A 12,748-nucleotide genomic window follows, 5' to 3' on the forward strand; every position below is an offset into this window, starting at 1 on the left:
GTTCCAAGGAAGCAGCGCATGTCCCAGGTATTCCGCGAGCCGGTATCGATCGAGGCGCTCAACGCGCTCAGCCGCAACACCCTGATCGAACACCTTGGCATCGTCTTTACCGCCGCCGGTGACGACTGGGTCCAGGCCACCATGCCGGTCGACGCGCGCACCCGCCAGCCTTACGGCATCCTGCACGGGGGCGCCTCGGTGGTGCTGGCCGAAACCCTGGGCAGCAGCGCCGGCAACCTGTGCGTGGATACCCGCGAACAGGTCTGCGTGGGCCTGGAGATCAACGCCAACCACATCCGCGCCCAGCGCGGTGGCACCGTCACCGGTACCGCGCGGGCCGTGCACGTGGGCCGCAGCACCCACGTGTGGGACATCCGCATCGAAGACGAGGCCGGCAAGCTGGTCTGCACCTCGCGGCTGACCCTGGCCGTGGTCCCGGCGGTCCGCCCGGGCTGAGCCCGGCTTGACCTGCTGTGGCGGATGGCCCGCCACGCTGGCAGACCCCGCAGCGCTCGGGTATCGTTCGCGGATGACTTCCCCCCCTTCGGCCTCGCGTGGCGGCGTGGCGCGTGTGTGCCGTTACCTGTACCGCGTTCCCCTGCTGCTGGTCCACCTGCTGCTGTTCCTTCCGCTGCTCCTGATCGGCATGCTGCCGCCGTGGGGCAACCTGCGCGTGGGCGGGCGTACGCTGGAGCACCTGCTGGTCAATGCCTGGTCGGGCGGGTTGATGTGGATCTTCGGCTTCCGCCTGCACCGCATCGGCACGCCGTTGCCGGGCGCGGTGCTGTTCGTGGCCAACCACGTCAGCTGGGTGGACATCTCCATGCTGCACAGCCAGCGCATGATGGGCTTCGTGGCCAAGCGCGAAATCGCCGGCTGGCCGGTGGTCGGCTGGCTGGCCGCACGCGGGCAGACCATCTTCCACCAGCGCGGCAGCACCGAATCGCTGGGCGGGGTGATGCAGCTGATGGTCGAGCGCCTGCAGCAAGGCAAGGCCGTGGGCGTGTTCCCGGAAGGGCGCACCCGCGGTGGCCATGAAGTGGGCCCGTTCCACGCCCGCATCTTCCAGGCCGCAGTGGAAACCCAGGTGCCGGTACAGCCGGTGGCGCTGCGCTACGGCGTGCGCGGCGACGCGCAGACGGTGGTCGCGTTCGGCGAGCGCGAAAGCTTCTTCGCCAACTTCCTGCGCCTGCTGGGGGAACCGGCACGGCGGGCCGAGGTGCATTTCCTCGCGCCCATTGGCACCCATGACCTGGAAGGCCGCCGCCGCATCGCGGAAACCTCGCGTGCGCGCATCGTGGCGGCCATGAACGCCCAATAGCGCGATGCTGACCGCTGCCGACTACTGTCCGCCGCGTTGGCTGCGCAACCCGCACCTGCAGTCGATGCTCAGCTCCAGCCGCATGCGCATGCAGCGCGGCCTGGTGCTGCTGGCCGCCACCGGTGCGCTCACCGAAGAGCTGATCCTGGATGGCGGCGAAGGCGTGCGCCTGCAGGGCTGGCACAGCCGCATCGAAGGCCGTGAGCCGGTCGGCATGGCGCTGCTGCTGCATGGCTGGGAAGGCAGTTCCGAATCCAGTTACATGCGCATGACCGCCGCGCGCATGCTCGAGGCCGGCTACGACGTGGTGCGCCTGAACTTCCGCGACCACGGCAACACCCACCACCTCAACCCCGGCATCTTCCACTCCAACCGCATCGACGAAGTGGTGCACGCCGCCGGCGACATCGCCCGGCGCTGGCCGCAGTTGCCGCTGGTGGCCGCCGGCTACTCGCTGGGCGGCAATTTCGTGCTGCGGCTGGCGCTGCGCGCGCCGTCGGCCGGGGTGCCGCTGCGGCGGGTGGCTTCAGTCTGCCCGGTGCTGGACCCGGCGATCACCATGGAAAGCATCGAAAACGGCCCGGCGATGTACGACTGGTACTTCCGCCGCAAATGGGCCGGCTCGCTGCGCCGCAAGCGCGACCTGTTCCCCGAGCTGAGCGACTGGGACGACCGCGTGCTGAAGCTGGACATCCGCGCGCTGACCGCCTGGCTGGTGGAACACCACACCGAATTCGGCACCCTGCAGGCTTACTTCGACGGCTATTCCATCGCCGGCGACCGCCTGGCCGGGCTGGAAGTGCCGGCCGACATCCTGATGGCCCAGGACGACCCGGTCATTCCCTACGCCACCTTCCACGGCTGGCGCCTGCCGGCCCATGCCCGGCTGGAAATCGCCCCGTGGGGCGGCCACTGCGGCTTCCTGGAAAACTGGCGCGGCGATGGCTTCTCCGAACGCTGGGTGGCCCAGCGGCTGAGCCTGGAAGCGCTGCGCTGAGGCACGGCCCGGCGCGCCGGCGCCGGTGTTCTACAATCGGGGTTTGACCCCAAGCCGGACCGTCATGCAAGACACTATTCTCCAAGCCCTGCGCCGCAACGCAGTTGAAGAAGCCGCGCAGCTGGCGCGCGAATGGATCCAGGCCGAGCCGGAGCAGCCGCAGGCGCACCGCTGGCTGGCGCTGGCGCTGCAGCAGCAGGGCCAGCACGACGCAGCGCTCGTCAGCCTGCAGCGCGGGCTGGAGCTGGCCCCGGACAACGCCGAACTGCATCTGCAGCACGCCGGCCTGCTGCTGGCGCTGCGCCAGTTCGACGCCGCCAACAGCGCGCTGGACCGCACCGCAGAGCTCAATCCCAACGAACTGTCGGCCTACCTGATGCAGGCCCACCTGGCGTTGTCGCGCAACGATGTGGACGAGGCCGAGCGGATCACCCGCACCGCCGCGCGCGTCGAGGAAGACAACGCCGAAGTGGTGGCGCTGCAGGGCATGATCGCGCTGCGCCGCAATGATGCCGACCGTGCGCTGGCGCTGCTCTCGGCCGCCAGCCAGGCGCTGCCCAACGATGCACGCATCCTCTATGCGCTGGGCTTTGCCTACATGGGCAAGGACCTGCTGGCGTTTGCCGAACAGGCCTTCCGCCGCGTGCTGGAGATCAACCCGGCCATTACTTCGCTGCAGGGCCTGCTGGTGCAGCTGGCCCTGCGCCAGGGCAATACCGAAAACGCCGCCGCCATCGTGGGCCAGGTGCTGGCCCAGCCCGAGACCGACACCCCGGCGATGCACCGCCTGGCCGGCGAGCTGGCCCTGCAGTCGGGCCAGCCGCTGCAGGCGCTGGAACACCTGCTGCCGGTGCTGGAACAGTGGCCGGCCGACCGCCAGACCCTGCAGCTGCTGCTGATGGCCTGGCAGCGCTTGGGCCGCGAGCAGCAGGCCCGCGACACCCTGGACGCCACGCTGGAAACGCACCCGCAGGAACACAACCTGTGGATGGCCCGCCTGGCCATCGAAGTGGTTGGCAGTGCCGAGGCCGCCGCCGTGGCCGATCGCTGGATCGCGGCCGTGCCGGATCACCTGCCGGCGCTGGAAGCGCGCCTGCGCCTGCACGACATGGCCGGCGATGCCGCCGCCGCGGAAGCCATTGCGCGTCGGATCATTGCGCTGGAGCCCGGCCGCAGCAGCGGTGAAATGCGCGTGGTCGAGGCCCTGCTGGCGCGTGACCCGGCGGCGGCTGTGGCGCACGTGGAGCAGCTGATCGAGCAGGTTCCGGCCGAGGCCAAGCCGGGCCTGCGCGCCTGGCTGGGCGCGGTGCAGGACCGTGCCGGTCAGCACGCCGCCGCGCTGGCCACCTGGACCAGCCTGCATGCCAACGAAGCCTCCATGCGCTTGCCGTTGCCGCCGCAGGCCAAGGCCCCGTTGAGCTGGCCGGCGCTGGGCGAGGTTGCCGCCGACGTCGGCAGTCGCCCCATGTTCGTATGGGGCGCGCCGGGTTCGGGCGTAGAGCGGGTCGTCGCCGCTATCGCGGCGGCCAGCCCGGTGGTGCGTGGCGATCGCTTCAGTCCCAACCCGCCCAATGATGCGTTCCAGAGCTACCACGCGCTGCAGGACCTCTCCACCGGCAAGCTGGCGCCGGAGCAGCTGGTGGCGCAGTGGCGCGCCGCCCTGCCCGAACGCGGCCTGGCCGATGGCAACGTGATCGACTGGCTGCTCTGGTGGGACAACGCGCTGCTGTGGGCGCTGCGCCCGCAGCTGCCCGAAGGCCGCCTGCTGCTGGTGCTGCGCGACCCGCGTGACATGCTGCTGGAGTGGCTGGCACACGGCGCACCGGCACCTTTTGCGGTGAACTCGGTGCACGAAGTGGCCGAGTGGCTGGCGCGCGCACTTGCCCAGATCGCAACGCTGCACGAGCAGGACCTGTACCCGCACGCGGTGGTGCGCGTCGACGAGATCGGCAACGACCCGGCCGCCATGGCCGAGCATCTGGGCCGCTTGTTCGGCGTGCATTTCCCGCCCGCGCAGACCCTTGGCCCGGCGCGCTTCCCGGCCGGCCACTGGCGCCAGTACAGCGAGGTCCTGTCTGCCGCGTTCGCCCAGCTCACCCCGGTTGCGGTGCGGCTTGGCTATACCGAAGCGTAAGGAGACCCTGATGAAACTCACCAGTACCCGCCTGCGCAACGGCGCGCCGATCGACAGCAGCTTCGCCGCGGGCGATGCCAACGGCTTCGCCGCCAACCGCAACCCGCCGCTGGCCTGGAGCGAGGTGCCCGAGGGCACCCGTTCGTTCGCCCTGCTGTGCATCGACCCGGACGTGCCCACGGTGCCGGAAACGGTGGGCCGCAGCGACTGCAGCGTGCCCGCCGACCAGCCACGTGCCGACTTCACCCACTGGGCGATGGCCGACATTCCGGCCGACCTGCGCGAGATCGCCGAAGGCAGCTGCAGCGATCGCTTCACCGCCAAGGGCAAGCCGCAGCCTGCCGGCCCGGCCGGTGCGCGCCAGGGCCTGAACGATTTCACCGGCTGGTTCGCCGGCAACCCGGACATGGCAGGCCAGTACCTGGGCTACGACGGCCCGTACCCGCCGTTCAACGACGCGCGCGTGCACCGTTATTTCTTCCGCCTGTTCGCGCTGGACGTGGCCACGCTCGAGCTGCCCACGCCGTTCACCGCTGCCGACGTGCACAAGGCCATGCACGGCCACGTGCTGGCCGAAGCCGCATTGCACGGCACGTACACGCTCAACCCGGCGTTGGCATAATCCAGACGCGTGCCGAAGGGAACGGCAGGAGCCGTTCCCAACGTCGCGCAGCGACGGCCCGCAGGGTGCCCGCCAGGACGGCGGGCATATCGTTGGCCGGCCCACGCAATGCCGGTCACTTCTCGGTCGCAGACTCCACGACCATATCCAGCACATACGCCTTCGACGACGCATCGGCCGGCGGATTGGCCACGTTGAAACGCTTCACCCGCAGCACGTTGCGCGTGCCGGCTTCGTGGGTATAGCCCTCGATCACGTCGTAGAAGTTCTCGAACGCGCCCGGCGTACCCTGCTTGATCCCCTTGTCATCGAAGTGGATCTCACGGGTCTGCAGGCACTGCTTGTCGCGGATCATCGGGTGCGGGCACGGCTTGGCCTGCGCGGCCACCTCGATGAAGATCGTCTCGCCCGGGCCGCCGAAGCGGGTTTCGGCGGTGGGCTGCGGGCTGAACACCAGCACGTCACCGCTGGCGGTGCGCAGGGTCAGCCGGCCTTCGCCGCCCAGCTCGGTCTTCAGCGCGCCTTCCAGCCGCGAACCCACCGCCTGGTCCAGCGCCATCAGTGCCTTGTCGGTGCAGGCCATCATGGTCGAGGCCATCGGCGAAACGGTCAGCGTGCCGTCGGCCAGGGTGTAGCCGCCGCCCATGCGGTTGCAGGTATTGCTCACGGCCAGGCGGCCATCGATGAAGTCCAGCGTGACCGGCTTGTCGGCGCGCGCGAACAGCGCATCGATGCGCTTGCCGGCGCTGTCGGTGGCGCTGTCGAGCACCCAGTGGTTGCCCTGCAGGCGCTGCACGTCCAGCTGCGCGGCGGCCTTCTGGTCGGCGGCGGCGGTCGGGGCCGGCGCGAGGTCGTCGCGGCCGGGGCCGGCGGGGGCCTGGCTGGAGGGGTTGCTGCACGCAGCCAGCAGGGCCAGCGGCAGGATCAGCATGAGGTTGCGGGTGGTTTTCATGGACATCTCCTTGGGAACCCGGGGAATAACGTTGGAACACCCCGGGTGGGGTTGCGGCGGCGCGGCGCTGTTCAGTTCCCGGCAGGCAGGAACAGCAGCAGGCCCGCGCCGAGTGCGATCCGGTAGAACGCAAACGCCGTGAAGCGGTGTGCCTTGATGTAGCCCAGCAGCCACTTCACTACGACGAAGCCGGTGATGACGGCGGCAACGAAGGCCACGCCCACGTCGGCCCAGTTCTCGCTGGCCAGCTTGCCGTCCTTGGCCAGTTCCAGGAATGCGTAGCCACTGGCGGCGAACATGGTGGGAATGCCCACCAGGAACACGAATTCAGTGGCGGCCGCGCGCCGGCTCAGGCCGAACAGCATGGCGATGAAGATTGCCGCCGCCGACCGCGAGGTGCCCGGGAACACGCCCGCCACCACCTGCGCCAGGCCAACCAGCACCGCCACCTTCCAGGTCACCTCGTCGCGGTCGGGCAGGCGCGCGGTGCGCGCTTCCACCAGGATCATCCAGATACCGCCGATGATCAGCGCCCACGCCACCGGGGTCACCGTTTCGGGCAGCTCCCAGCCGGCCAGCCGGACCGGCAGGCCCACGATCGCGGTCACCAGGAACGCGGTGCCCAGCTTGAACACGTAATCGCGGTTGGCGCGGTCGTGCAGGCCCGTGGCCAGCGTCCACAACCGCTGGCGGAACACCAGGGTGATGGCCAGGATCGCACCGGCCTGGATCACGATGTTGAAGAAGTCCGAGCGTGCGCCCAGCCAGTGCTGGGCGATCAGCAGGTGGCCGGTGCTGGAAATCGGCAGGAATTCGGTGAGGCCTTCAAGGATGCCCAACAGCAGGGCGGAGAACAGATCGGACATCGGCGGGCAATTGCTCGAAAAATGAAGGGGGTAGAGCCGGGCCCTGCCCGGCTGGTGCGGTGAAATCATAAAACATCACAACCCGCACCAAATGTGTGCACGGTGCGGCCATTGCACCGCAATGGTGCGCCGCGTTCAGCGTCCATCCGGGTGCACGCCGTGTGAAATCAACCACTTGTGCGCCACGAAAAGTTGGCACGGGGATTGCTCTATCCACACAGGCAATCACCCATCTGAGGTTTCACCGATGTCCGTGGAAAATGTTGAGAAGCTGATCAAGGACAACCAGATCGAGTTCATCGACCTGCGTTTTGTCGACATGCGCGGTGTGGAACAGCACGTCACCTTCCCGGTCAGCATCGTGGAACCGTCGCTGTTCGAAGAAGGCAAGATGTTCGACGGCAGCTCCATCGCCGGCTGGAAGGGCATCAATGAGTCCGACATGGTCCTGCTGCCGGACCCGGCCAGCGCCTACGTCGACCCGTTCTACCAGCACCCGACCCTGGTGATCAGCTGCGACATCCTCGACCCGGCCACCATGCAGCCGTACGGCCGCTGCCCGCGCGGCATCGCCAAGCGCGCCGAGGCCTACCTGAAGTCCTCCGGCATTGCCGAACAGGCCTTCTTCGGCCCGGAGCCGGAGTTCTTCATCTTCGACTCCGTCCAGTTCGCCAACGACATGGGCAACACCTTCTTCAAGATCTCCTCCGAAGAAGCCGCCTGGAGCACCGGCGACAAGTTCGACGGCGCCAACAGCGGCTACCGTCCGGCCGTCAAGGGCGGCTACTTCCCGGTCCCGCCGACCGATTCGCTGCACGACCTGCGCGCTGAAATGTGCAAGACGCTGGAACAGGTCGGCATCGAAGTCGAAGTGCAGCACCACGAAGTGGCCACCGCCGGCCAGTGCGAAATCGGCACCAAGTTCAGCACCCTGGTGCAGAAGGCCGACGAACTGCTGCGCATGAAGCACGTCATCAAGAACGTGGCCCACCGCAATGGCAAGACCGCCACCTTCATGCCCAAGCCGATCGTCGGCGACAACGGCAGCGGCATGCACGTGCACCAGTCGCTGTCCAAGGGCGGCACCAACCTGTTCTCCGGCGACGGCTACGGCGGCCTGAGCCAGATGGCGCTGTGGTACATCGGCGGCATCTTCAAGCACGCCAAGGCCATCAACGCCTTCGCCAACTCCGGCACCAACAGCTACAAGCGCCTGGTGCCGGGCTTCGAAGCCCCGGTCATGCTGGCCTACTCGGCCCGCAACCGTTCGGCCTCGTGCCGCATTCCGTGGGTGTCCAACCCGAAGGCGCGCCGCATTGAAATGCGCTTCCCCGATCCGATCCAGTCCGGCTACCTGACCTTCACCGTGCTGATGATGGCCGGCCTGGACGGCATCAAGAACCAGATCGACCCGGGCGCACCGAGCGACAAGGACCTGTACGACCTGCCGCCGGAAGAAGAGAAGCTGATCCCGCAGGTGTGCTCCAGCCTGGACCAGGCCCTGGAAGCGCTGGACAAGGACCGCGAGTTCCTCAAGGCCGGCGGCGTGATGACCGACGACTTCATCGATGGCTACATCGCGCTGAAGATGCAGGAAGTGACCCGCTTCCGCGCCGCCACGCACCCGCTCGAATACCAGATGTACTACGCCAACTGAGCAACAGGTGGCGATGCCGAAGGACTTCCCTCCCACCTTCGTCATCGCCACCGCTTCTGCACCAACGCGCCATGGCTGGGGAGCCAAAACGCGGCAACACGCACCACGCGGCATTCCGCACGCACCACGCGACAATCCGCATGCACCACCCGGTAGAGCCGACTGTTAGTCGGCTGCTTCTGCCGCACCACCAGGGGAAAAGAGAGACCGGACGCGCAGCATGGGCCACACCTCCCTCCCGCGTCATCGCGGTCCATGCAACGTTCGGCGCAACAACCGGTGGCCATGTGCAAGTGGCCGCCGGTTGACCTGACATCGGCCTGCCCTGCAGGCCGGTTCCATCCACCATCGGGACATGCGCATGAAACTGATCTCCGCCATCATCCGGCCGTTCAAGCTCGACGAGGTCCGCGAGGCCCTCTCCGATGCGGGCGTGTCGGGCATTACCGTGACTGAAGTAAAAGGCTTCGGTCGCCAGAAGGGACACACCGAGTTGTATCGCGGCGCCGAATACGTCGTGGATTTCCTGCCCAAGATCAAGATCGAAACCGTGGTCACCGACGAACGCCTGGACGCGGTGGTTGAAGCGATCCAGAACGCGGCCGGTACCGGCAAGATCGGCGACGGCAAGATCTTCGTCACCGCCGTTGAACAGGTCATCCGCATCCGCACCGGCGAAATCGGCGCGGACGCGCTCTAACCCCACTCGGAGCCCACAATGAAGACTTCCTTGTTCACCGGGTGGCAAGCCCGGTTCCACGCGGTGTGCCTGTTGATGCTGTTCAGCGCGCTCGCGGTGGGTGCCTTCTCCGGCACCGCGCATGCCCAGGCCCAGGTCAGCCCGGCACCGTCGGAAGCCGTTGCCGTCGAACCGCTGCCCGGCCCGGAAACCGCGGCCCCGGCCGCCGCCGCGGAAGCTGCCGCGGCGCCCACCTTCGACCACGGCGACGTCGCCTGGATGCTCACCTCCACCCTGCTGGTGCTGCTGATGGTGGTGCCTGGCCTGGCCCTGTTCTACGGCGGCCTGGTCCGCTCCAAGAACGTACTGTCCGTCCTCAGCCAGATCCTGGTGGTGTTCTCGCTGGTGCTGATCCTGTGGGTGGCCTACGGCTACAGCGCGGTGTTCAGCGAAGGCAACGCCTTCTTCGGCTCGTTCACCCAGTTCGCCTTCCTCAAGGGCTTTGCGCCCGATTCGGTGGGTAACACCCCGATCAAGGGCCTGCCGGATTACCTGTTCGTTGCCTTCCAGTCCACCTTCGCCGGCATCACCACCGCGCTGATCGTCGGCGCGTTCGCCGAGCGCATCAAGTTCAAGGCGGTGCTGCTGTTCTCGGCACTGTGGTTCACCCTGAGCTACATCCCGATGGCCCACATCGTGTGGGGCGGCGGTTACCTCGGCGCAATGGGCGCGATCGACTTCGCCGGTGGCACCGTCGTGCACATCAACGCGGGCGTGGCCGGCCTGGTCGCCGCGTACTTCGTCGGCAAGCGCATCGGCTACGGCCAGACCGCCCTGAAGCCGCACAACGTGCCGTTCACCTACATCGGCGCGATGCTGCTGTGGGTGGGCTGGTTCGGCTTCAATGCCGGCTCGGCTGCTGCTGCCGACACCGTGGCATCGCTGGCCTTCATCAACACCATCCTCGCCACCGCCGCTGCGGTGCTGGGCTGGACCCTGGTCGAAGCGGTCAGCAAGGGCAAGCCGTCCGCGCTGGGCGCGGCGTCCGGCGCGGTCGCCGGGCTGGTCGGCATTACCCCGGCGTGCGGCACCGTGGGTCCGCTGGGTGCGATCGTGATCGGCCTGGTCACCGGCGTGGTGTGCGTGTGGGGCGTCACCGGCCTCAAGCGCCTGCTCAAGGTTGATGACACCGCCGACGTGTTCGGTGTGCACGGCGTCGGCGGCATCGTCGGCGCGCTGCTCACCGGTGTGTTCAGCGCGCAGTCGCTGGGCGGCACCAAGGCCGACCTCGACATCGGCCACCAGGTATGGGTGCAGCTGGTCAGCGTGGGCTTCACCATCGCCTGGTGCGCGGTCGTCACCGTCGCCATCCTGCTGGTGGTGCGCCTGGTGTTCGGCCTGCGCGTCACCGAGGAAGCCGAGCGCACAGGTCTGGACGTCACCTCGCACGGCGAGTCCGCTTACGAGGTCTGATAGAGGTCACAGTTTCTTCGGGGTTACACCATTGCGGTAATGCACGTTGACCATTGACGTTGCTACCGGCGGTCTTCGGGCCGCCGGTTTTTTTATGCCCGCGCACGACCCGCGCGATGTCTCATTTTCACGCGCGATGCGTAGTTTTCCTACAAACGAAAGGGAGGATCCAGAGCTGTTTCGGATCGCAGGATTCCTTTAAAGTTCCCCGCCCGCCGGCCGTTTCAGGATCGGAGGCATCAGAATTTTCTGCCAGGGAAGCGCGTGAACGTGGATCAGGGACGTATCGAACGCAGCCGTGCGCTGCGCTGGCCGTTGGCCGTGGCCGTGGCAATCGCCTGCCTGCCGGCCGCCGCCGTTGCACAGGTGGCCGGGCCGTCAGACCAGGAACTGCTGCGCCAGCAGGAGCGTGAGCGGGTGCTGCGCGAGCAGCAGGAAACCACGCCTGACGTACGCCTGCAGGCAGCCCCGGAAGAAGCCGTCGGTCGCCTGCCGGTCGACGAATCGCCCTGTTTCACCATCAACCACATCGTGCTCGACGGTGAACTGGCCGAACGCTTCGGTTGGGCGCTGAAGGCCGCCGATCCGCGCAACGATCGCGCCACCGGGCGCTGCCTCGGCACCGGTGGCGTGGACATCGTGATGAAGCGCGTGCAGAACGCGATCATCGCCCGCGGCTTCGTCACCACCCGCATCCTTGCCGCCCCGCAGGACCTGAAGACCGGCACGCTCACGCTGACGGTGGTCCCAGGGCGCATCCACGCGGTCCGCTTCGCCAGCGGTGAAGGACGCACCCCGGCTCTGTGGAACGCACTGGCGGTCGGCCCCGGCGACCTGCTCAACCTGCGCGACATCGAACAGGCGCTGGAAAACCTGCAGCGCGTGCCGACCGCCACCGTGGACATCCAGATCGCACCGCCGCAGGAAGGCGAACAGGCCCGGCCCGGTGAGAGCGACCTGGTCATCAGCTGGAGCCAGCGCGCGCCCGTGCGCCTCAACCTGACCCTGGACGACGCCGGCAGTACCTCCACCGGCAAGCTGCAGGCCGGTGCCACGGTATCGCTGGACAACCTGGCCGGGATCAGCGACCTGTTCTATTTCAACGCCGGCAAGTCCGTGTTCAACGGCAGCGCACGCGGCACCGACAGCTGGGCCGCGCACTACAGCGTGCCCATGGGGTGGTGGCTGCTGGGTGCCAACGCCAGCGAGTACGACTACCAGCAGACCGTGGCCGGCGCGTTCGAGACGTACGAATACAGCGGCTCCAGCCGCAACGCCGAACTGCGCCTCACCCGCATGCTGTTCCGCAACGCGCGCGCAAAGACCAGCATGCACGCGCGCGGCTGGTACCGCGAATCGGACAACTTCATCGACGACACCGAAATCCTCGTGCAGCGCCGGCGCATGGCCGGCTGGGAACTCGGGCTCGCCCACCGCCAGTTCATCGGCAAGGCCACCCTGGACGCCAACCTGGCCTACCGACGTGGTACCGGCGCGTTCGATGCGCTGCACGCACCGGAGGAGGGGTTCGGCGAGGGCACCGCGCGCGGCAAGGTGGTCACCGCCGATGCGCAGCTCACCGTGCCGATGCAGTGGGGCAGCCAGGCCCTGCGCTACACCGGCAGCTGGCGCGCGCAGTGGAACCGCTCGCGGCTGGTCCCGCAGGACCGCTTCTCCATCGGCGGCCGCTACACCGTGCGTGGCTTCGACGGTGAAGTCTCGCTCACCGGCGAGCGCGGCTGGCTGCTGCGCAATGAGCTGGCGTTCGCGCTCGGCGGCGCAGTGGAGAGCTACGTGGCGATCGACCACGGCCAGGTCAGCGGCCCGTCCACCGGATGGCTGCTCGGCGACCGCCTCACCGGCATGGCGCTGGGCCTGCGCGGTGGCACCCGCCACGTGCAATGGGAAGGCTTCGTGGGCAGCCCGCTGGACAAGCCCGCCGGTTTCCAGACCGCCTACACCACCTTTGGCATGAATCTCGGCGTCTCGTTCTGACGTCCGTCGTACGGTACTGCGCACCCTGCCGGTGCGCGCCCTTACCACCGCA

General features: G+C 68.0%; 11 protein-coding genes. 9 read left to right on the forward strand and 2 right to left on the reverse strand.

Features of this window, described 5'->3' with window-relative positions; genetic code table 11:
- Positions 1–18 precede the first annotated feature (18 nt).
- From BAY15_RS01210 to BAY15_RS01230, 5 genes are all read left to right on the forward strand, one after another.
- Positions 19–456: a hotdog fold thioesterase gene (locus BAY15_RS01210; protein WP_068848225.1), complete on the forward strand. Its 438-nt coding sequence runs from the start codon at positions 19–21 to the stop codon at positions 454–456.
- 73 nt (positions 457–529) lie between these two features.
- On the forward strand, positions 530–1,321 hold the full coding sequence (locus tag BAY15_RS01215; protein ID WP_068848227.1) for a lysophospholipid acyltransferase family protein: 792 nt from the start codon (positions 530–532) through the stop codon (positions 1,319–1,321).
- Between the two features lie 4 nt (positions 1,322–1,325).
- The gene (locus tag BAY15_RS01220; RefSeq protein WP_068848229.1) at positions 1,326–2,318 is read left to right on the forward strand and encodes a YheT family hydrolase; all 993 of its coding nucleotides are present in this window, start codon (positions 1,326–1,328) and stop codon (positions 2,316–2,318) included.
- A gap of 64 nt (positions 2,319–2,382) precedes the next feature.
- Complete coding sequence (locus BAY15_RS01225; RefSeq protein ID WP_068848231.1) at positions 2,383–4,452, forward strand: tetratricopeptide repeat protein; 2,070 nt, start codon at positions 2,383–2,385, stop codon at positions 4,450–4,452.
- A gap of 10 nt (positions 4,453–4,462) precedes the next feature.
- Entirely contained in the window at positions 4,463–5,074 is a 612-nt protein-coding gene (locus BAY15_RS01230) for a YbhB/YbcL family Raf kinase inhibitor-like protein (RefSeq protein ID WP_068848233.1), read from the forward strand.
- A 115-nt stretch (positions 5,075–5,189) separates the two neighbouring features.
- On the opposite strand, the gene BAY15_RS01235 is transcribed toward BAY15_RS01230, so the two are convergent.
- Positions 5,190–6,026, reverse strand: coding sequence for an META and DUF4377 domain-containing protein (locus BAY15_RS01235; protein ID WP_068848235.1), 837 nt, complete (start codon positions 6,024–6,026; stop codon positions 5,190–5,192).
- 71 nt (positions 6,027–6,097) lie between these two features.
- Positions 6,098–6,892, reverse strand: coding sequence for an undecaprenyl-diphosphate phosphatase (locus tag BAY15_RS01240; RefSeq protein WP_068848237.1), 795 nt, complete (start codon positions 6,890–6,892; stop codon positions 6,098–6,100).
- A gap of 247 nt (positions 6,893–7,139) precedes the next feature.
- On the opposite strand from BAY15_RS01240, the gene glnA reads away from it, so the two are divergent.
- The 4 genes from glnA (at position 7,140) to BAY15_RS01260 (ending at position 12,696) form a co-directional block, all read left to right on the forward strand.
- On the forward strand, positions 7,140–8,549 hold the full coding sequence (glnA, locus tag BAY15_RS01245) for a type I glutamate--ammonia ligase (protein ID WP_068848239.1): 1,410 nt from the start codon (positions 7,140–7,142) through the stop codon (positions 8,547–8,549).
- A gap of 361 nt (positions 8,550–8,910) precedes the next feature.
- Positions 8,911–9,249, forward strand: coding sequence for a P-II family nitrogen regulator (locus BAY15_RS01250; RefSeq protein ID WP_068854487.1), 339 nt, complete (start codon positions 8,911–8,913; stop codon positions 9,247–9,249).
- 18 nt (positions 9,250–9,267) lie between these two features.
- A complete protein-coding gene (locus BAY15_RS01255) occupies positions 9,268–10,701 on the forward strand; it encodes an ammonium transporter (RefSeq protein WP_068848241.1) in 1,434 nt (477 codons plus the stop codon).
- 270 nt (positions 10,702–10,971) lie between these two features.
- Positions 10,972–12,696: a ShlB/FhaC/HecB family hemolysin secretion/activation protein gene (locus BAY15_RS01260; RefSeq protein ID WP_068854488.1), complete on the forward strand. Its 1,725-nt coding sequence runs from the start codon at positions 10,972–10,974 to the stop codon at positions 12,694–12,696.
- Positions 12,697–12,748: the final 52 nt, after the last annotated feature.

The sequence above is a fragment of the Stenotrophomonas rhizophila genome, assembly GCF_001704155.1.
GTDB lineage: Bacteria > Pseudomonadota > Gammaproteobacteria > Xanthomonadales > Xanthomonadaceae > Stenotrophomonas > Stenotrophomonas rhizophila_A.

Bases quoted from the DNA above. Each gene is read 5' to 3' on its own strand.
- glnA (WP_068848239.1), top strand. From the start codon at position 7,140: ATGTCCGTGGAAAATGTTGAGAAGCTGATCAAGGACAACCAGATCGAG.
- BAY15_RS01210 (WP_068848225.1), top strand. From the start codon at position 19: ATGTCCCAGGTATTCCGCGAGCCGGTATCGATCGAGGCGCTCAACGCG.
- BAY15_RS01240 (WP_068848237.1), bottom strand. From the start codon at position 6,892: ATGTCCGATCTGTTCTCCGCCCTGCTGTTGGGCATCCTTGAAGGCCTC.
- BAY15_RS01250 (WP_068854487.1), top strand. From the start codon at position 8,911: ATGAAACTGATCTCCGCCATCATCCGGCCGTTCAAGCTCGACGAGGTC.
- BAY15_RS01255 (WP_068848241.1), top strand. From the start codon at position 9,268: ATGAAGACTTCCTTGTTCACCGGGTGGCAAGCCCGGTTCCACGCGGTG.
- BAY15_RS01230 (WP_068848233.1), top strand. From the start codon at position 4,463: ATGAAACTCACCAGTACCCGCCTGCGCAACGGCGCGCCGATCGACAGC.
- BAY15_RS01215 (WP_068848227.1), top strand. From the start codon at position 530: ATGACTTCCCCCCCTTCGGCCTCGCGTGGCGGCGTGGCGCGTGTGTGC.
- BAY15_RS01220 (WP_068848229.1), top strand. From the start codon at position 1,326: ATGCTGACCGCTGCCGACTACTGTCCGCCGCGTTGGCTGCGCAACCCG.
- BAY15_RS01225 (WP_068848231.1), top strand. From the start codon at position 2,383: ATGCAAGACACTATTCTCCAAGCCCTGCGCCGCAACGCAGTTGAAGAA.
- BAY15_RS01235 (WP_068848235.1), bottom strand. From the start codon at position 6,026: ATGAAAACCACCCGCAACCTCATGCTGATCCTGCCGCTGGCCCTGCTG.